Annotated in this window: 15 protein-coding genes; 7 read left to right on the top strand and 8 right to left on the bottom strand. The window is 69.4% G+C overall.

What is annotated here, in order from left to right:
* Positions 1-120 precede the first annotated feature (120 nt).
* Positions 121-2,295 (top strand): MMPL family transporter, encoded by a 2,175-nt coding sequence (locus AB0L64_RS13380; protein ID WP_363710402.1) that lies wholly within the window; start codon positions 121-123, stop codon positions 2,293-2,295.
* 32 nt (positions 2,296-2,327) lie between these two features.
* Here the strand turns inward: AB0L64_RS13380 and AB0L64_RS13375 are convergent, their stop codons facing one another.
* Positions 2,328-5,357 (bottom strand): LuxR C-terminal-related transcriptional regulator, encoded by a 3,030-nt coding sequence (locus AB0L64_RS13375; RefSeq protein ID WP_363710401.1) that lies wholly within the window; start codon positions 5,355-5,357, stop codon positions 2,328-2,330.
* A gap of 103 nt (positions 5,358-5,460) precedes the next feature.
* Between AB0L64_RS13375 and AB0L64_RS13370 the strand changes: the two genes are divergently transcribed.
* A complete protein-coding gene (locus AB0L64_RS13370; RefSeq protein WP_363710400.1) occupies positions 5,461-6,897 on the top strand; it encodes an Nramp family divalent metal transporter in 1,437 nt (478 codons plus the stop codon).
* Here AB0L64_RS13370 and AB0L64_RS13365 read toward each other — a convergent pair.
* Positions 6,866-7,783, bottom strand: coding sequence for a LysR family transcriptional regulator (locus AB0L64_RS13365; protein ID WP_363710398.1), 918 nt, complete (start codon positions 7,781-7,783; stop codon positions 6,866-6,868). The two genes, AB0L64_RS13370 and AB0L64_RS13365, sit on opposite strands and share 32 nt — an antisense overlap.
* Before the next feature lie 72 nt (positions 7,784-7,855).
* On the opposite strand from AB0L64_RS13365, the gene AB0L64_RS13360 reads away from it, so the two are divergent.
* Entirely contained in the window at positions 7,856-8,110 is a 255-nt protein-coding gene (locus AB0L64_RS13360; protein WP_363710397.1) for a hypothetical protein, read from the top strand.
* 21 nt (positions 8,111-8,131) lie between these two features.
* Here the strand turns inward: AB0L64_RS13360 and AB0L64_RS13355 are convergent, their stop codons facing one another.
* From AB0L64_RS13355 to AB0L64_RS13345, 3 genes are all read right to left on the bottom strand, one after another.
* Positions 8,132-8,905 (bottom strand): hypothetical protein, encoded by a 774-nt coding sequence (locus AB0L64_RS13355; protein WP_363710396.1) that lies wholly within the window; start codon positions 8,903-8,905, stop codon positions 8,132-8,134.
* A 64-nt stretch (positions 8,906-8,969) separates the two neighbouring features.
* Positions 8,970-9,899 carry an SMP-30/gluconolactonase/LRE family protein gene (locus AB0L64_RS13350; protein ID WP_363710395.1) on the bottom strand — a complete coding sequence of 310 codons (930 nt, stop codon included), beginning with the start codon at positions 9,897-9,899 and terminating at the stop codon, positions 8,970-8,972.
* Positions 9,900-9,941: 42 nt separating this feature from the next.
* Positions 9,942-10,874 carry an SMP-30/gluconolactonase/LRE family protein gene (locus AB0L64_RS13345; protein ID WP_363710394.1) on the bottom strand — a complete coding sequence of 311 codons (933 nt, stop codon included), beginning with the start codon at positions 10,872-10,874 and terminating at the stop codon, positions 9,942-9,944.
* Between the two features lie 76 nt (positions 10,875-10,950).
* On the opposite strand from AB0L64_RS13345, the gene AB0L64_RS13340 reads away from it, so the two are divergent.
* From AB0L64_RS13340 to AB0L64_RS13325, 4 genes are all read left to right on the top strand, one after another.
* Positions 10,951-11,385: an Lrp/AsnC family transcriptional regulator gene (locus AB0L64_RS13340; RefSeq protein WP_363710393.1), complete on the top strand. Its 435-nt coding sequence runs from the start codon at positions 10,951-10,953 to the stop codon at positions 11,383-11,385.
* 74 nt (positions 11,386-11,459) lie between these two features.
* Positions 11,460-13,235 (top strand): biotin carboxylase N-terminal domain-containing protein, encoded by a 1,776-nt coding sequence (locus AB0L64_RS13335; RefSeq protein WP_363710392.1) that lies wholly within the window; start codon positions 11,460-11,462, stop codon positions 13,233-13,235.
* A 3-nt stretch (positions 13,236-13,238) separates the two neighbouring features.
* On the top strand, positions 13,239-13,631 hold the full coding sequence (locus AB0L64_RS13330; protein WP_363710391.1) for a VOC family protein: 393 nt from the start codon (positions 13,239-13,241) through the stop codon (positions 13,629-13,631).
* 69 nt (positions 13,632-13,700) lie between these two features.
* Positions 13,701-14,549: a peptidylprolyl isomerase gene (locus tag AB0L64_RS13325; RefSeq protein ID WP_363710390.1), complete on the top strand. Its 849-nt coding sequence runs from the start codon at positions 13,701-13,703 to the stop codon at positions 14,547-14,549.
* Between the two features lie 71 nt (positions 14,550-14,620).
* Here AB0L64_RS13325 and AB0L64_RS13320 read toward each other — a convergent pair whose 3' ends face one another.
* The 3 genes from AB0L64_RS13320 to AB0L64_RS13310 form a co-directional block, all read right to left on the bottom strand.
* A complete protein-coding gene (locus tag AB0L64_RS13320; protein ID WP_363710389.1) occupies positions 14,621-15,790 on the bottom strand; it encodes a glycoside hydrolase family 76 protein in 1,170 nt (389 codons plus the stop codon).
* Between the two features lie 109 nt (positions 15,791-15,899).
* Positions 15,900-17,084 carry a SpoIID/LytB domain-containing protein gene (locus AB0L64_RS13315; RefSeq protein WP_363710388.1) on the bottom strand — a complete coding sequence of 395 codons (1,185 nt, stop codon included), beginning with the start codon at positions 17,082-17,084 and terminating at the stop codon, positions 15,900-15,902.
* Positions 17,081-18,484, bottom strand: coding sequence for a peptidoglycan recognition protein (locus AB0L64_RS13310; protein ID WP_363710387.1), 1,404 nt, complete (start codon positions 18,482-18,484; stop codon positions 17,081-17,083). The genes AB0L64_RS13315 and AB0L64_RS13310 overlap by 4 nt, the downstream gene beginning before the upstream one ends.
* Positions 18,485-18,603 lie beyond the last annotated feature (119 nt).

The following is an 18,603-nucleotide window of genomic DNA, read 5'->3' as shown; positions in this document are numbered from 1 at the left end:
CTTGTTGTTACGCCGCCGAAACGGCTCCCGCACACCCGCGGCCGGGTGGTGAGAGATCTGCGGGTGCCGCTGGGTACTGTTCGGTCTCAGGGCGGGATCGGAGACCGAGGGGACGGCACCGTGCACGACGACGACCAGAACGCCGCCGGAACGAGTGGGAGGCAGCGTGCGCCGCGGCGCTGGGCCTGGCGGGCCGCGATCGCCGCCGTACTGATCGGCTGGCTGGTGCTCGCCTCGCTGGGCGGCCCCGCGGTCGGCAAGCTGAGCGAGGTCCAGCAGAACGACAACGCCAACTTCCTTCCGAAAGATGCCGAGTCCACGGTGGTCGCCAACGAGGCCGCGAAGTTCGTCGACTCCAAGGCGCTGCCGTACTTCGTCCTGGTCGAGCGTGACTCCGGCATCACGCCGGACGACCTGCAGAACGTCCAGGCGTTCCAGGCGAAGGTCGCCACCCTGGACCTGGGCGGCGGCAAGAAGCTCGGCGACTACCTGGCCTCCCCGGTCGCGCCGGCGATCAGGTCGGAGGACGGCAAGGCGCTGCTGCTCACCGTCCAGATCGACGGCGACCGCGCCGACGAGGTGGTCGCGGGGGGCGAGACCGTCCTGTTCGCGGTCGCGGACAGCCTGCGCACCGCGATCAAGCAGGACCTCACCCCGACGGGCCTCACGGTCTATGTGACCGGCCCCGGTGGGGTGTTCGCCGACTTCGTGGTCGCGTTCAGCGGGATCGACGGGATCCTGCTCGGGGTCGCGCTGGCGGTCGTGTTCGTGATCCTGCTGATCGTGTACCGCAGCCCGATCCTCCCGATCGCGGTCCTGCTCACCGCGGTCTTCGGCCTCGCGCTCGCCGCGCTCGTGGTGTACCCGCTGGCGAAGAACGGCGTCCTGCAGCTGAACGGGCAGAGTCAGGGCATCCTGTTCATCCTGGTCGTCGGCGCCGCGACCGACTACTCGTTGCTACTCGTCTCCCGGTACAAGGAAGAGCTGCACGACTACACCAGCAAGTACGAGGCGATGCGGGTCGCCTGGCGGGCCTCGATCGAGCCGATCGCGGCCAGCGCGGCGACGGTCATCCTCGGCCTGCTCTGTCTGCTCCTCTCCAAGCTCGGCAGCACCAAGGGCCTCGGTCCGGTCGGCGCCTTCGGGATCGCCGGCGCGCTGATCGCGTCGATGACATTCCTGCCGGCGATCCTGCTCGCGTTCGGCCGGCGGATCTTCTGGCCGTCGATCCCCCGCGTCGACCACGTGCACTCCAGCGACCAGGTCGGCGGCCGCCGCCTCTGGGGCCGCGTCTCCGGGCTGGTCGGCCGGCGTGCCCGGCGGGTCTGGGTGGTCACCGCGCTGGCGTTGCTCGCGTGCGCGGCGTTCCTGCCGACGTTCAAGGCCAGCGGTACGTCCCAGGAGGACCTGTTCCTGAACGAGGTCGAGTCGGTCACCGGTCAGGAGGAGCTGGCCAAGCACTTCGACGCCGGCGCCGGTACGCCGGTGGAGATCCTGACCCCGGTCGCCCAGGCCGACCAGGTGGTCCAGACCGCGACGAAGGTCGACGGTGTCGGCGAGGCGTCCGCCTCCGCCGCTCCCGGCGTACCGCCGAAAGTCGTCGACGGCAAGGTACTGGTCCAGGCCACGCTCGAGGTCCCGGCCGACTCGCCCGAAGCGACCAAGGTGGTGAAACACCTGCGGACCGAGCTGGACAAGGTGAGTCCCGACATCCTGGTCGGCGGCAACACCGCGATCAATCTCGACGTGCTGGACGCCGCGCAACGCGATCTGCGGGTGATCATCCCGACCATTCTCGCGGTGATCTTCGTCGTCCTGATGCTGCTGCTGCGGTCGCTGACCGCCGCGGTCCTGCTGGTGATCGCGAACGTGCTGTCGTTCGGCGCGACCGTCGGTGTCAGCGCGCTGGTGTTCAACCACGTCTTCAAGTTCCCGGGGGCCGATCCGGGCATCCCGCTCTACGCCTTCGTGTTCCTGGTTGCCCTGGGCATCGACTATTCGATCTTCCTGATGACCAGGGTCCGCGAGGAGTCGCAGGAACACGGCACCAGACCGGGCATCCTGGTCGGCCTCGCCGTCACCGGCGGCGTCATCACGTCGGCCGGCGTCGTGCTGGCCGCCACCTTCTCGGCCCTCGCGGTCCTGCCCATCCTGTTCCTGGTCCAGATCGCCTTCATGGTGGCGTTCGGCGTCCTCCTCGACACCACCGTCGTCCGCTCCCTCCTGGTCCCCTCCCTCGCCCACGACGTCGGCCCGAAGATCTGGTGGCCCAGCAAACTCGCCAAAGAGAAGTAACCGGCTGGGTTTCGCGAAGGCGCTGGAGATGCTCAGGGCTTCTTGAGGGATGCCAGCTCGGTGCGGTTGGAGACGCCAAGTTTCGCGTACACGTGGGCCAGGTGGGTCTTGACCGTGCCGCGGCTGATGAACAGCCGCTCGCCGATCTCCGGATTGCTGAGCCCCTCGACGGCGAGGGCAACTACCTGCTCCTCGGTCGGCGTCAGGCTGGCCCAGCCCGACGACGGCCGCCCGCGAGCGCCGCGCGTACGGCGGACGTAGGCGACGGCGTCGTCGATCGCGAGTGGTGGCTCGTCCGACGTCGGCAGGTCGGGACGATCGGCCGGTGTCGCGAGGCCGAGCTCGGTACGGGCGGCGGAGGCTGCGCCGGCGAGCCGCGCCGCGTCCACTGCGCGGTTCGTGTGGTTCGCCAGCAGGGCAAGGGATTCCAGGCTGTCGACGACGTACGTGCGCAGGCCGTGGTCGACGCGGATCGTGAGGGCCTGGTGGAGCAGGTCTGCCGCCCGGTCCGGGTGGTCGGTGATCGCGATCCGGCCGAGCTGATCGAGCGCGTCGGCCAGGATCCGCGGCAGGTCGTACCGGCGCGCCAACTCGGCGGCGCGTTCGAGCAGCGCAGTGGCATCGTGGCCGCGAGCGCGTTCCGCCGCGGCGACCGTCGGCAGCAGCATCGCGGGCGCGAACGTCCCGGCGAGCGGGCTGTCCGGTGCGGTGTCGCGGGCCAGCCACTCGACCGCGGCGTCGTACTCGCCGGTCCAGTACGAGATCAGGCTCATCGCCTGCCCCAGATTCGGTACGACCGCGCCCGCGGTCTCGGCCAGCTCGAGCAACGGCCGCATCAGCGCTCGCGCGTCGTCGGGGCGGCCTGTCCTGACCAGCAGCGTCGCCAGATGCGCGCGAGCCGTGCCGACGCGATGGAAGTCGGCGAGGGGCTCGGCCGCGGCGAGAGCACGCTCGGCGACTTCGACCGCCCGCAACGGCTCCCCGGTGGAGAACAGGCTCTCGGACCAGACGGTCAGTACGGTGGAGGCGATACCGCGTTCACCGCTGGTGATCAGGCCGTCGGCGGCGCGGTCGAGCAGCGGGCGGAGCTCGTCGTGGCGGTCCCACAGCGCAAGCAGTACGCACTGCAGCGCGACGTTCGCGTTCCGGGCCGCTTCGTCGCCGATCCCGTCCGCGAGGCGTACTCCCGCGGTCGTCAGGTCCCAGGCCTTCCGGAAGTCGGTGAAGAACTCGCCGACCGCGACCAGTGCAAGGAACAGCGAACGCAGCCGGTCGTCACGCAACTCGGTCGCGAGCTCCAGCCCGCGGCCCGCGGCGTCGTACCCGAACGGGTCGACGGTGTCGGCGACGGTCGCGTACGCGTACAGCAAGCGGGCCTGGAGCAACGTCCGGTCGTCAGGTGCACGGTCGATCGCGCGGCGCAGGTAGCCGATGCCCTCGGCGCCGGTCGCCTGGAGGTTCCACAGCCATCTCAGCGCGGCAGCCAGTCGCCGGGCGGGTTCCGGATCGTCCGCGGCGAGGCCGTGTTCCAGCGCGGCGCGGAAGTTCTCCCGGTCCGGCTCGATCAGCGCGCGCCAGGCGTCGCGATCCTTGTCCAGCAAGGGCTCCGCGGTCTCGGCGAGCTGCAGATAGTGGTCGAGGTGCCGGTCGCGTACGCCGTCGGCATCCGCCAGGCGAGTCGCCGCGTACTCGCGGATCGTCTCCAGCAGCCGGTACCGCCCACCTTCGGCAACAACGAGCGATTTGTCGACAAGACGCGCGAGCGTATCGAGTACGGCGCCCGTCGCGGCCGACGCGGCGTCCAGGGTGAAACCGCCTGCGAAGACTGCGAGCCGGCTGAAGACGCGACGTTCGTCCTCGTCGAGCAGGTCGTAGCTCCAGTCGAGCGATGCGGCGAGCGTGCGCTGGCGGGCCGCGACCCCGCGAACGTTCTTCGTGAGCAGACCGAACCGGTCGTCCAGGCCTGCTGCGATCTGCGGCGGTGTCAGGGTTCGTGTCCACGCGGCGGCGAGCTCCAGGGCGAGCGGGATGCCGTCGAGTCGCGTGCAGATGGCCCGAACCGCGTCGGACTCGGCCTGCGACTCCGAATCCGACTCCGGCTCGGCCGCGGTGGTCGCGGAGCGTTCGAGGAACAGCGCTCGGGCCTCCTCGGGAGCCAACGGCGGGACGCGCCAGATCGTCTCGCCGGGGACGTCCAGTGGCTCGCGGCTGGTGGCGAGGATCGAGAGTTCGGGACAGCCGGTCTGCAACGCGGTGACGAACTCCGCGGCACCGTCGACGATCTGCTCGCAGTTGTCGAGGCAGACGAGGGCTCGCTTGGTCCGCAGTTGGCCGATCAGCAGTCGATCTCCGGACTCGACCAGCAGACCGCTCGCGGCGGCGACCGCCTCGGGAATCTGGGCACTGTCCGTCACCGCGGACAGGTCGACCCACCAGACACCGTCCGGCCAGCGCTCGGCCAACTGCGCAGCCGTTTGCGCGGCCAGGCGGGTTTTCCCACTGCCGCCAGGGCCTGTCAGCGTGACGAGCCGGCTGCCGGCGAGCTGCGTGCGGAGGGCGGCGACCTGGGTCGCGCGGCCGACGAAGCTGGTGAGCATGACCGGAAGGTTGTTCGGCACCAGGTCGAGAGAACGCAGCGGCTCCGCCGTTGTGGTGAGCTCGAAGATCCGCTCGGGCGAGCCGAGGTCCCGCAGCCGGTGCAGGCCGAGATCACGCAAGTGCTCCGCGGCGGACTCGACGGCGGTCGCGGTTGTTGTGGTAAGCAACGTTTGCCCGGCGTTGGCCAGTGCCAGCAGGTGTTCGGCGTGGCGAACCGCCGGCCCGGTGGTCGGCGCGGTGTGCAGGGCGATCCGCAGGAATTCGCCTGCTGGTACCAGCGAGGCCGCCTCACGGAGCGTCTCTGCGGCAGCGATCGCTTCGGCCGCGTCGTCGTACGCCAGGACGGGCCACCCGGCCTCCCGGCGTACAAGGTGCTCGCCCGGTAGTTCGGCGGCCAGGCCGGTCAGCCGTGCGTACGCGGGCGCGCTGGCGGCGCCGGCGTACGACGCAACGAGAACTGTCACCCCACCCATACGCGTCAGTCTGCCATTCGGCTGTGTCGGGTCGCCCTTGTCGACAGTATTCGCTACCCTCGCGAAGCAGGGGGTCGAGACTGTGAGGAGCCTGATGGCAGACACCAAGTCGACTGACCACGGACGATTCGCACTGCCCACCAAGAACCTGCCCGCACCGCAGGTTCGCGACCTTCCCGAGCCGCCCAGCAAGACCTGGAAGATCATCGGCCCGGGCATGGTCGGCGCCGGCGTCGGACTGGCCTCGGGCGAGTTCATCCTCTGGCCCTACATCTCCAGCCAGGTCGGCCTGGTGTTCCTCTGGGGCGCCGTGGTCGGCGTGGTGGTCCAGTGGTTCCTGAACATGGAGATCGAGCGGTACACGCTGGCAACTGGTGAGACAGCGTTGACCGGCTTCAACCGGTACGGGAAGCACTGGGGTCTGTTCTTCGCGATCATGACGTACTTCGCGAACCTCTGGCCCGGCTGGGCGACGAGCTCGGCGAGCATGCTGACGTACCTGTTCGGCGGCGGCGACCCGCGCTGGATCGCGATCGGCATGCTGGTGGTGATCGGGGCGATCCTGACCCTGGCGCCGGTCGTGTACGTGATGCTGGAGCGGCTGATCGCGGTGAAGATCGCGGCCGTCGCGCTGCTCGTCGTACTGGCGCTGGTGTTCGCGATCCGCGGCAAGACGTACAGCGCCCTCGGGGACGCGGTGACGCAGCCGCAGTTCCCGGCCGAGCAGCTCGGGTTCGCGCTGGTGATGGGCGCGATCGCGTACGCCGGCGCGGGCGGCGGGCAGAACCTCGTGCAGAGCAACTGGATCCGCGACAAAGGCTTCGGGATGGGCGTGCACGTGCCGCGCCTGACGTCGCCGGTGACCGGCGAGACCGAGGCCGACCCGACCGCCAACGGGTACACGTTCGAGCCGAACGACGAGAACCTGGCGCGCTGGCGGCGCTGGTGGAGGTTCGCGAACATCGAGCAGGCGGCGACGTTCGTGGCGATCACCGTGCTGACCATCGTGTTCACGTCGATGCTCGCGCACGCCACGCTGTTCGGGAACGACGCCGTGAAGAACAGCATCAGCTTCCTGAAGATCGAGGGCACAACACTGCAGACGATCGTCGGCGGCTGGTTCGGGTACCTGTTCTGGGCGATCGGCGCGTTCGCGCTGTTCGCGGCGGCGGCCGGCATCGTCGACTACACGTCCCGGCTGTCAGCGGACATGATCAAGGCCCGCTACCTTCGCGAGTCGAAGGTGTCGGAGTCCAAACTGTACTTCTGGCTGGTCTGGGGACTTGTTGCCTTCGGCATCATCGTCCTGCTGGCCGGTCTCACCCAGCCGCTGGTCCTGCTGGTGATCTCGGCCTGCACCGCCGGCACCATGATGTTCGTCTACTCCGGCCTGCTGTGGTGGATGAACTCCAGAGCCCTCCCACACGCCATCCGCATCCCCGGCTGGCGCGCGGCAGTCCTGTGGTTCTCGTTCCTGGCCTTCGGCTTCCTGGCCGTCTTCACGATCCTCGACCAGGCGAAGAAGCTCTAGACATCGCCGGAAACCGCCGGCGGGCCAGCGCGTCGAAAGCGCGACCCGCCGGCGAGGCGCCGGAGGCCGGCGAGATCAGCAGCAGCCGGCGCTCCAGTGCCGGCGCGGTGAGCCGTCGCCGGACGACACCGGTGGAGCCGTCGAGTGCCGATCGCGGCAGGACGGCCACGCCGACCTGCTCGGCGGCCAGCGCCACGACAACCCCGAGATCGCTGCTCTCGGCGACGATCCGGGGCGCGAACCCCGCCGTCCGGCAGGCGGCCTCGAGGGTCGTGCGGAGTTTACTGGCGTGAGTGAGCGTGACCATCGGCTCGTCACGCAAGGCCGCCAGCTCGACCGTACGACGGCGCGCGAGGGGGCTGGACGGGTGCAGCGCGACCACGACGGGTTCGCGGTCCATCACCAGGGCCCGCAGGTCGCCCGGCGGATCGTCGTACGGACCTAGGCCGATCAGCGCGACGTCGAGCCGACCGGCCCGCACACCGTCGAGCAGCCCGTCGGTCTCGCCTTCGGCAACTGACAACTCGATCGCCGGGTGATCCCGGTGGAACGCACCGAGCAGCCCGATGATCCGGCGATCCGGCAACGGCTGCACCAGACCGATCGCGAGCCGGCCGGTGATCAGGCCGGACAATTCCGCGACCGCGTCCCGGGCGCGATCCGCGCCGAGGAGCAGCGAACGGGCGTGTGGCAGCAACGCCTCACCGGCCGGGGTCAACGTCACGGCTCGTCGGTCCCGGACGAACAGCCGTTCCTTCAGCTCTGCTTCGAGGCGCTGGATCTGCTGGCTGATCGCCGGTTGGGCGATCGCCACCCGCTCGGCCGCGCGGGTGAAGTTGCGTTCCTCCGCGACGGCGAGAAAGTAGGCCAGCTGCCGAAGTTCCATAAGCAGATCCTATGACAACCAGCAGTAACAGGTCTTGGACTTATCGACCTGGCCGCCCGTAGCGTCTAAGCCATGAACACTTCAGAGGTTGTACCGGGCCGGCGGGTCGGGAGCCGGATCGCCGTAACACTGTTGGCCTGGTTGGCTGCCTACTTGATCGTGACGGTACTGCTGCTGGTCGCCGGTCCCTGGCTGGAATCTCTGCCGGTGGCGGTGCGGGCGTTGTTGATCAGCGGTGTCCTCGTGACCGCTATGACGAACCTCGTCATGCCCGCGCTCGGGCGGGTCTCCGCGCGAGTGGCGAACCGGTCCGGCCGGAGGAACTGACCAGACCGGTTCACTCGCGGGTCAGTGGCCGAGGAAATCGACCACGGCTTCCTCGGCCGCGGTCCGCCGGACCACCTCGACGCCCTCGCGGACCTTGCGATAGACGTCGACGGCTGCCCGCAGCGCGCGCAGACAGTCCTCGGGATCCGCGTCCGCGAGCGTGGCACGCAACTGCGGCACGAGGTCGGGCGCGAGCGTCTCGAACCGCCGGACGCCGGCCGGTCTCGCCGTCCGGCCGAGCGTGGCCAGTGGCGCGATCGCCGCCGAGCGGAGCGCGTCGACGGCCCCGATCGCCTCGAACAGCTCCCCGCGCGCGATCTTGACGGCCGTGTAGTGCACCCAGCACCAGAACCGGTCCTCGATCCACTGCGGATCCGGTTGCGGCCAGGCCGGCGCGCTTTCCTGCCGGATCCGGTCGACCGTCCCGTCCCGCTGCCACAGGACGACGCCGTCCTCGACGCGTGTCCGCAGGCCGTCCGGCGTGACGAACTTGAGGTCCACGTGGACGAGCGGCGGCCCGTAGAGCGCGATCAGCAGCCGCGGCTCGCCGACGTGCTCGCCGGTGAAACTCGTCAGCAACGGACCCACCCGGCCCGCGAACTCCTTCGCCTTGGCGAGACACGCGGGCTGGCCCTCCGCCGTACACACCAGCACCAGATCGAGATCGGAGTGCTCGTCACTGGCGCCCGTGGCGACCGAGCCGCCGGCCAGCACCGCCAGCACCCGCGGATCCCGCTCCGCCTCGGCCACCACGTTGTCCGCCACCGCCCGGAGATGTTCCGGAATCATGCTCACCAGTCCTCCTTGGATCAGGTCAGCAGGCCATCATCACGCGGCCACGGGCCGGTCAGCGACCGAATTACCGGACCGGGCCGTAGGCCTCCGGGGCTCCGTTGGCGGTGGTGAAGAGCGAGTAGACCGAGGTGGTCGCGGTGATGAACAGACGGTTGCGCTTGGGGCCGCCCCAGGTCAGATTGCTGACGGTCTCCGGGACGAGGAGCTTGCCGAGCAGGGTGCCGTCGGGGTGATAGATGTGGACGCCGTCCGCGGCCGAGGCCCAGATGCGGCCCTGGGTGTCGAGGCGGATGCCGTCGAAGATGCCGTTGCCGCACTCGGCGAACAGCTCGCCGCCGCTCAGCTTGTCACCGTCGACGGTGAAGACGCGGATCGTCGCCTCCTCCGAATCGGTGATGTAGAGCAACGACTCGTCGACCGAGAACGCGAGCCCGTTCGGCCGGTTGAAGTCGTCGGCGACGCGGGTCAGCACACCGTCCGGCGAGACCCGGTACACGTGGCAGCCGCCGGTCTCGATCTGGCCCTGGTACCCCTCGTAGTCGCTGTCGATGCCGTACGCCGGGTCCGTGAACCAGACCGATCCGTCGCGCTTCACCACCACGTCGTTCGGGCTGTTCAAACGTCTTCCGTCGTACTCGTGGGCGAGCACGGTGATGCCGCCGTGGTGCTCGGTCCTGGTCACGCGGCGGTTGCCGTGCTCGCAGCTCACCAGCCGGCCCTCGGTGTCGCGGGTGTGCCCGTTCGTGTTTCCGGCCGGATTCCGGAAAACGGAAACCTGGTACGACGTCTCGTCCCAGCGCAGGATCCGGTCGTTCGGGATGTCGCTCCAGAGCAGGTACCGGCCGGCGGCGGAGTACACCGGGCCCTCGACCCAGCGGCCGCCGGTCCACAGCCGTTCGAGCCGGCTGTCGCCGCGGATCCCGGCGAACCGGTCGTCCAGCTTTTCCCAGACGGCCGGTGCGGTCCCTGCCAACGGCTCGAGAATTCCCGTCATCACGACTCCTCGCGAACTCGGCTGCAACGCTCGCCGACGAGCCTAAGCGGTCGTGGCGCGGTTCGCTCCCGGCTGTCCACAGGCGGTCGACAGCCACGACCACACGGACGTCGTCGCGGTGATGAACAGGCGGTTTCCTTTCGGGCCGCCGAAGGTCAGATTGGAGACCACGTCCGGCAGCAGCAGCTTGCCGATCAGCGTGCCGTCCGGGTCGAAGCAGTGCACCCCTTCGTGGGTCGCCGCCCAGACCCGGCCGGCGTTGTCCAGCCGGATCCCGTCGAACATGCCGGCCTCGCACGGCGCGAACACCTCGCCGCCGATCAGCTTGTCGCCGTCGACGTCGAACCGCCGGATGTGCTTCGCGGGCGTGTCGACGACGTACAGCCGGGTCTCGTCGTTCGAGAACGCCAGCCCGTTCGGCCGGACGAAGTCGTCGGCGACGACGGTCAGCGCGCCGTCCGGCCCGATCCGGTAGACGTGGCACCCGTCGATCTCCTGCTCGGCGGCGTGGCCCTCGTAACTCGAGGTGATCCCGTACGGCGGGTCGGTGAACCAGATCGAGCCGTCGCTGCGTTCGACCACGTCATTCGGGCTGTTGAGTCTGCGGCCCTCGAGGTGTGAGGCGAGAACGGTGCGGCTGCCGTCGTGCTCGGTCCGTACGACCTGGCGGTCGCCCTGCGAGCAGCTGATCAGGCGGCCGGCGCGGTCGATCGTGTTGCCGTTGACGTAGCCGGACGGCTCGCGGAACACGCTGACGTGACCGGAGCTCTCGTCCCAGCGGAGCATCCGGTCGTTCGGGATGTCGCTGAACACCAGGCAGCGCCAGGCCGGCGAGTACGCCGGTCCCTCGAGCCAGCGGCCGCCGTCGTACAGGCATTCGAGGTACTCGTCGCCGGCGATCGCGCGGAAACGGTCGTCGAGCACCACCAGGTCGGCCCGCAGCCGTCGCGGCGCGGCGTTCATCGTGATCGTCATGAACCGAACGCTATCCTGTTGCCGACAATTCAGACAGAACGAGATTTGGTTTGTGACGGACATGACAATAGATGATGTGGATCGCGGCCTACTCGCCGCGTTGCAGGACGACGCCGGCCAGTCGTACGCCGCGCTCGGCCAGGCGGTCGGGCTCTCGGCCGGCTCCGCCCACGAACGGGTCCGGAAACTCAGGGCGGCCGGTGTGATCCGGCGGACGACGGTCGACGTCGACCCGGCCGCTGTCGGGCTCGGCGTGCTGGCGTTCGTCCTGCTCGACGCCGGCGCCTGGATGGGCGACGAGCCGACACTGCAGGCGCTGCGGTCGATCCCCGCCGTTGAGGAGGCGCACATCATCGCCGGTCCCGCGTCGGTGCTGGTGAAGGTCCGCACGGCGACCACCGAGGACCTCCAGGCGACCCTGCGCGCGCTCCATCAAGTGGACGGGGTGACCAGCACCCAGACAATCGTGGTGCTGGAGACCTTCTTCGAGAAACAACCCGCCGCACTGTGATCGTGGTGTGAGCAACACCCTGCTCCCAGGACGGCCGCTTGACCCTAGACTCGGGCCACCGAAGGGAGTCAGCTGTGACCGACAGCAAGCAGATCACCAAGGTGCTGGTCGCCAACCGGGGCGAGATCGCCGTCCGGGTCGTCCGGGCCGCCGCCGACGCGGGGCTGAGCAGTGTCGCCCTGTACGCCGACCAGGACCGCGACGCGCTGTTCGTCCGGCTCGCCGACGAGGCGTACGCGCTGGACGGGTCGACACCGGCCGACTCCTACCTGAACATCGCCAAGATCCTCGACGTGGCCGCCCGGTCGGGCGCCGACGCCGTGCACCCGGGCTACGGGTTCCTGGCCGAGAACGCCGAGTTCGCGCAGGCCGTGATCGACGCCGGCCTGATCTGGATCGGGCCGCCGCCGTCGGCGATCGACTCGCTGGGCGACAAGGTCAAGGCGCGGCACATCGCGGAGAAGGTCGGTGCGCCGCAGGTCCCGGGGACGCCGGATCCGGTCGCGGACGCCTCCGAGGTCGTCGCGTTCGCGGAGCAGTACGGTCTGCCGATCGCGATCAAGGCGGCGTACGGCGGCGGCGGGCGCGGCATGAAGGTCGCGCGCACGCTGGACGAGGTCCCCGAGCTGTTCGAGTCGGCGACGCGCGAGGCGGTCAGTGCGTTCGGTCGCGGCGAGTGCTTCGTCGAGCGGTACCTGGACAAGCCGCGGCACGTCGAGACCCAGTGCCTGGCCGATGCCCACGGCAACGTTGTCGTGGTGTCGACGCGGGACTGTTCGCTGCAGCGCCGGTACCAGAAGCTCGTCGAGGAGGCCCCGGCGCCGTTCCTGTCCGACGAGCAGTTGGAGATCCTGTACTCGTCGTCGAAGAAGATCCTCCGCGAGGCCGGGTACGTCGGCGCCGGGACGTGCGAGTTCCTGGTCGGGCAGGACGGGATGATCTCGTTCCTCGAGGTGAACACCCGGCTGCAGGTCGAGCACCCGGTCTCCGAGGAGGTCACCGGCCTGGACCTGGTCCGCGAGATGTTCCGGATCGCCCAGGGCGAGGAGCTCGGGTACGACGACCCGGTCGTCTCCGGCCACTCGATCGAGTTCCGGATCAACGCCGAGGACGGCGGGCGCGGCTTCCTGCCCGCTCCCGGGACGCTGACCCGGTGGCACGCGCCGTCCGGTCCGGGTGTGCGCCTCGACGGCGGGTACGACCAGGGCGAGACGGTGCCGGGCGCGTTCGACTCGCTGGTCGCGAAGCTGATCGTCACCGGGCGGGACCGCACGCAGGCGCTGGAGCGGTCGCGGCGCGCGCTGCGTGAGTTCGTTGTCGAGGGCATGCCGACCGTCATCCCGTTCCACGCGTCGGTCGTGTCCGATCCGGCGTTCGTCGGGACGGACGGGTTCACGGTCCACACCCGGTGGATCGAGACCGAGTACGACAACCAGCTCACGCCGTACGAGGGCCCGACCGCCGAGGCGCCGACCGACGCCGAGCGCGAGAAGGTGACCGTCGAGGTCGGCGGCAAGCGGCTCGAGGTCGTCCTCCCCGCCGGGCTCGGTGCGCTCGGCGTGGCCACGGCCGCTGCCGGGTCGAAGAAGAAGCCGGCGCGGCGCGCGGGCGGTACGAAGAACTCGGCCGCCTCCGGCGACTCGCTGACGTCGCCGATGCAGGGCACGATCGTCAAGATCGCCGTCGAGGAAGGCGCCACGGTCGCCGAGGGCGACCTGATCGTCGTGCTCGAGGCGATGAAGATGGAGCAGCCGCTGAACGCCCACAAGTCCGGCACCGTCACCGGCCTCACCGCCGAGGTCGGCGCCACCGTCACCGCCGGCGCGGCCATCTGCGAGATCAAGGACTGACCCGTGCCGGAGGCGGGGGCGGCGCCCGAGCCGGTGCCCGTGATCGACGCGGTCGCGTTCGATTGCGAGGATCCGGACGGGCTCGGGCAGTTCTGGCAGGCGCTGCTCGGCGGTGAACTGCGCGCGGACGAGGACGGCGTCGTCGAACTGCACGGCGGTCGAGTCCGCCTGGACTTCGCTCAGGTCCCCGAAGGCAAGCAGGTCCGCAAGAACCGCGTGCACCTCGACCTGTACGTCCCACCCGACCGCAAGGACCAGGCGGTCGCCAACGCCCTCCGCCTCGGCGCCACCCTCGCCGACGACATCTATGACGGCGACCTCTGGCAAGTCATGCGGGACCCCGAAGGCAACGAATTCTGCTTCGTCTGGGGCGCCGGCTCCCCCACCCGCGCCTGACGCGTACAGACAGTTCTCAGGTTTTCGCTGTAGGTTCCCTCCAGGCGTTTCGGTGAGGAGGCTTACTGCATGTCCAAGAAGACCCATGAGCAGCAGCTGGCGGCGCGGAAGGCTCGGCGGCAGGCCGAGCGGGAGGCCGAGCGGCGGCGGCAGCGGCGGAATCTGGGGATCACCGTGTCCGCGATCGCAGTGGTGGTCGCGGTCCTCGTGGGGGTCTTCGTGGTGTTCGGGGTGGGCGGTGACGACGAGCCGGCCGCGACGCCCTCGGTCGCCCCGGAGAACAAGCCGGCCAGCATCCCAACCGCGATGGCGGCGGCGCCCAAGCGGGAGACTCCGCTGCCGGCCGAGGTGAGCTGCACGTACAAGAAGACCGGCGAGGCGGCCGCGAAGAAGGTCGATCCGCCGGCCGACGGCAAGACGAAGGCATCGGGTACGTCGAAGGTCAGCCTGAACACCTCGATCGGCGACCTGCAGCTCACACTGGACAGCGCGCTGGCGCCGTGCACCGTGAAGAACTTCCTCAGCCTGGTCGGGCAGAAGTACTTCGACAACACCAAGTGTCATCGGCTCACGGTCGGCGAGGGTCTGCAGGTGCTGCAGTGCGGCGACCCGACCGGAACCGGCTCGGGCGGCCCTGGGTACAGCTTCGCCGACGAGGTCTACCCGACGCTGAAGTACGGCCGCGGCATCCTCGCGATGGCGAACTCGGGCGCCAACACGAACGGCAGCCAGTTCTTCATCGTGTACGGCGACGCGTCGGGCCTGACCCCGCAGTACACGGCGTTCGGGACGATCGACGAGGCGAGCCTGAAGCTGATCGACAAGGTCGCCCAGGCCGGTGTCATCCCGCAGAACGGCCCGCAGGACGGCACTCCGGTCACGCCGGTCGACATCAAGTCGGCCACGACAGCAGCCTGAGAAGAGACAACCGCGCCGCCCGTCCCCGGGTCCGGGGACGGGCGGCGCGGCTTTCGTGCGAGAGCTCGGGGTCAGGCGAGCAGGTGGTACTGCGAGCGGGGCCAGGCCAGCAGGGCGTGGATCTGTGTGATGCCCGACTGCTGCAGGAGTTCCACCGAGCCGTCGTGGAACTTGTAGAGGTTCGTGGCGGGGTCCCGGGTGGTGTTCCAGTTGTAGTCGGCGTAGGACTGCATCGCCTCGCGGTAGCGGGGATCCGGCGCGACCGAGTCCAGGATCAGCAGGTTCTTGAACCAGATCGAGTTGAACGCGGCGCCGTTCTTGGCGAGGATCTCCGGCGTGTTGTAGAACGCCAGTGACGCGTTCGCGACCGACTTCGCGTCGCTCAGGTAGCGGGCGTCACCCGTTGCCTTGAACAACAGGACGCCGGCGCCGAGCATCACGCCCTGGTTGTAGCTCCACTGCGTCTTCTCGATGGTGCCGGCCAGGTCGATGTGGTCCCAGTACAGCCCGTTCGGCGCGAGCATGCAGGTCTGCGCCCACTGGTACATCCGCTGCGCCCAGGTCAGGTACGACTTGTCGCGGGTCAGCAGGTACAGGTGCGCGCCGAGCTCGGCGCCCGGGCCGTTCGACACCGTGTTGCGGTCCTGGCTCCACGGCGCCTGGGTCCAGTACACGCCGCCCGCGCATGGGTGCGCCGGGTCGGTGTCCCAGCCGTGCACGACGAGCGCGAAGATCTCCTTGGCACGAGCGAGTGCAGCGCGGTCACCAGTCCGCTTGAACCGCTGGATCAGGTTCAGCCCGATCCACTCGTTGTCGTCGTAGAACTTGTCCCCGCCCTGACCGTTCGGCGGCCGGACGTAGGAGTCGTAGCCGGTCGGCGTCGTGCCGGCGTTCCAGTAGAACTCGTACGCCGCGAGTCGGCGGTCGGCCTCCGCGGCACCCGCGCGGCCCGCACCCGGCACACCCGCGAGGTTCTCGGCCGCGATCGCCGCCTGCGAGTACGGCCAGACGTACGAGTACGGGTTCGACCCGGTCCTGGGGTAGTCCTCGAGCAGCAGCCCCTTCCCGGCGTCGAAGTAGGTGTTGATCGCGTCGTACGACGCGCGCGCCCGGGCGGCCGCGGTCGGGTCGGTCCCTGCCGCGTCACCGGCACTGGCCGTGGTCATGTTCAGCGATCCGAGGACCGCGACCGCGAGCACACCAGCGGCCAGACGGGTTGATATACCAATTTTCCTGCGCATCGACCTGCTCCTCCTGGGCGGTGATTGACAGCGATGTCATGTTCTAACCGGCGCATCGTTGCCTCGTCAATGCCTCAGCCGACCCGCAACGGAATCAGCAGTTGGTATATCAAGAAGTGCGGGCCGGGAAACTGATCCACGCGGACCGCAGGTGGAGCCGGATCCGGACCTGGTCGGCGGTGAGAACACGCTTTCCGCGCGATCCGGCGGCCTCGACGGTGAGTGCCCGCCCGCCGCCCGGGCCGACGCCGGTCCGTTTCAGGACCCGGACGTAGCGGATCGCGCCGACGCCGAACACCGCCTGCATCTCGGCCGCCGTCCGGGTCACTGTCCAGGACACGTTCGGGTTCCCGTTCTTCGGGTACGCGTCCCAGCCGTCCACCTTCGTCACCTGGTACGGCGCGTCGCCCGCCGCCGTCGCGCCGCCGTTCGACGAGGAGAACTCCGCGATGATCGGCTTGCCCTGGTACAGCCGGACCTGGCCCGCGGTCGCCGCGATCGCGGTGTTGGTCGACGTCTCCTCCGAGTCGTACCCGCCGTACACCTGGCAAGACGTGGTGTCGCACAAGTCGTACGCTTTCCGCGTCGCCCGGGCGCGATGGAAGACCGAATAGGTGCGCGCGGCAACCGATTGCGCCTGCAACGCGGCCGGCCGCCAACTCGAGACCGACTCCCGCGGTACGACGCCGCGCAGGTAGTGCTCGAGCGGCAGCACGTTGACCGTGTCCAGATGTGTCCCGGACACGTCGATCGCCCGGAGCGCGCCACGGTACCGGCGGACGGCGCCGCTCGGCAGCACCAGCCCGATCACGGCGGCCCCCTCGAACTGCGCCATCCCGGAAAACGTCTTGTAGAGCGTCCATTTCCGGGTCCTCGCGTCGTACGAACTGAGCTTCGTGCCGTGCTCGCCGTTCGGGTCGATCGACCACTGGTTCCGTGTCGATGCTCTCGGCAACGGATAGACCTTGCCGGTGGCCAGCGAGCGGACCGCCAGCCCGCTGACCGCGCCGACCCGGACCCCGTCGGTGGTGTCGGCGCTGATCCGGACCCGGATGCTGCCGGTCGCCTTCCCGGTGGTCGTTCCGGGGTAGTAGAAGTCGAGGATCTGCCGTGCCGACTTCCCAGCCAGCGCGGCGCCCTGCGCGCCGTACTGCGACAGTCCTCGACCGTGCCCGAAGCCGCGACCCATGATGGTCGTGTCCGGCGCCGCCTCCGGCACGACCTCGCGCGCCTGGGCGGTCGCGCTGATCACCGTGGACGACAGAACTACAGCCGCGATCGCACGTTTCCTCACGACACTCTCCCGTAGACGAGCTGAACCTGCCGGTCGCGCCGGTCCCAGACGAGCCACCCGCGCTGGAACTTCTGCCGCGCCCCGCCCGCGACCTGGTACGCCTCGGTGATCGGCAGCCCGATCCGCGCACTCCCGGCCCCGAGCCGCCGGAAGCGGGTCCGGAAGGCGCCCGCGGTGGAATGCGGGCCGGTGGCAACGGAGTAGAAGACGTCGCGCGTGCCGAAGTACGCCGCCCGCCCGGTCCGTGTCGGATGCTCGCCCCAGAACGGCTGTCCGATGGTTCGGAAACCGAGTTTCCGTGCGAACACATAGATCGGCGTCGTGAAACTCCCGCCCATCAAGGTGTTCACGCGCTGCTTCAGCCAAGCGAGCTGCTTGTACAGCTGGGTTCCCGGACACGCCGTCGGCTTCGTGTCGCGGTGCCCGGAAACCGTGTGCAGACGATTTCCGTCGAGCACCACGGTGGCCAGCGGCGAGCGGTAGTTGGCGTCCAGCTTCCAGGCGATCACGCGCGCCGTGGACTCCAGCATCGCCGCCGGCGGTGCGCTCTGCTCGAAGTTGCCGATCACCGCGACGCCGAACGAGTTCGCGTTGTACGACGCCGTGTGCGCGCCGAGCACCGGCAGCTGCGCACCACCGGCCCGGCCTTCGAAGATCCGGCCGAAGCGGTCGACGAGGAAGTTGTACCCGAGGTCGCACCAGCCGCGGCTTTTCACGTGGTACGCGTACATCGCCCGCACCATCGCCGGGACCTGCGTGCGGGTGTAGTCGTTCCGATCGGCGGTGTGATGGACGAACGCCGCCAGCACGGTCGTCGTGTACTTCGGCCGTACACAAGAGGCTCCGTTGTACGCACGCAGCCGCTCGTCGGCGCCCCAGCGCTTCCGGCTCACCATCAACGGCATCGGGTGCGGCGCCTTGCCGGCCTGCGCCTCGACGCCGCCGACGTCCTCGGAATCGGATCCGAGCACCCCGGGCTGGATCAGCACCACCTTCGCACCGGCCACCGCGGCGCCGGCACCCGTCACCGCGCTCGCCTGCACCCCGGTGGCGTCCGCGACCCACAGTGGTTCGGTGCCGGACCGCGCAATTCCTTCGGGTGCCGATGGATCCGGGCCGTGGTCGTCCTCGACATGCAGGGTCTGCCAGTCGGTCCACTTCCCGCCCCGTTCGACGCGGACCTTCGCGGTCACGTCCCGCACGCCGTCGGGCCAGGTGATGCCGACCATTCCGTACGGTTCGGTCTGCGCGCGGACGGACAGGCCGTCGAGCGGAATCTCCTGATAGGACTGGCGCGACCGATCGGGCGACGGATTCTCGTGCGGTAGCGGGACCAGTGCGGCCGCGGTCAGCACCAGCGGCAGCAGTCGCGTGGTCTTGCCCATGGCGGTGATGCCCATCTATGACCTTCCGGCGGGGTCGGACAGACGCTGGGCGGCGCGACTTCGATTATGCGCCGCGGGTGACCGCTTTCCGGGGATTCGATCACCCTGCGTGGCGTCTTGAGGGGTTGGATAGG

Source organism: Kribbella sp. NPDC051936 (assembly GCF_040680955.1).
Lineage (GTDB): Bacteria > Actinomycetota > Actinomycetes > Propionibacteriales > Kribbellaceae > Kribbella.
Note: the sequence above shows the minus strand (reverse complement) of the source record. Positions and strands in the feature narration are given on the sequence as shown.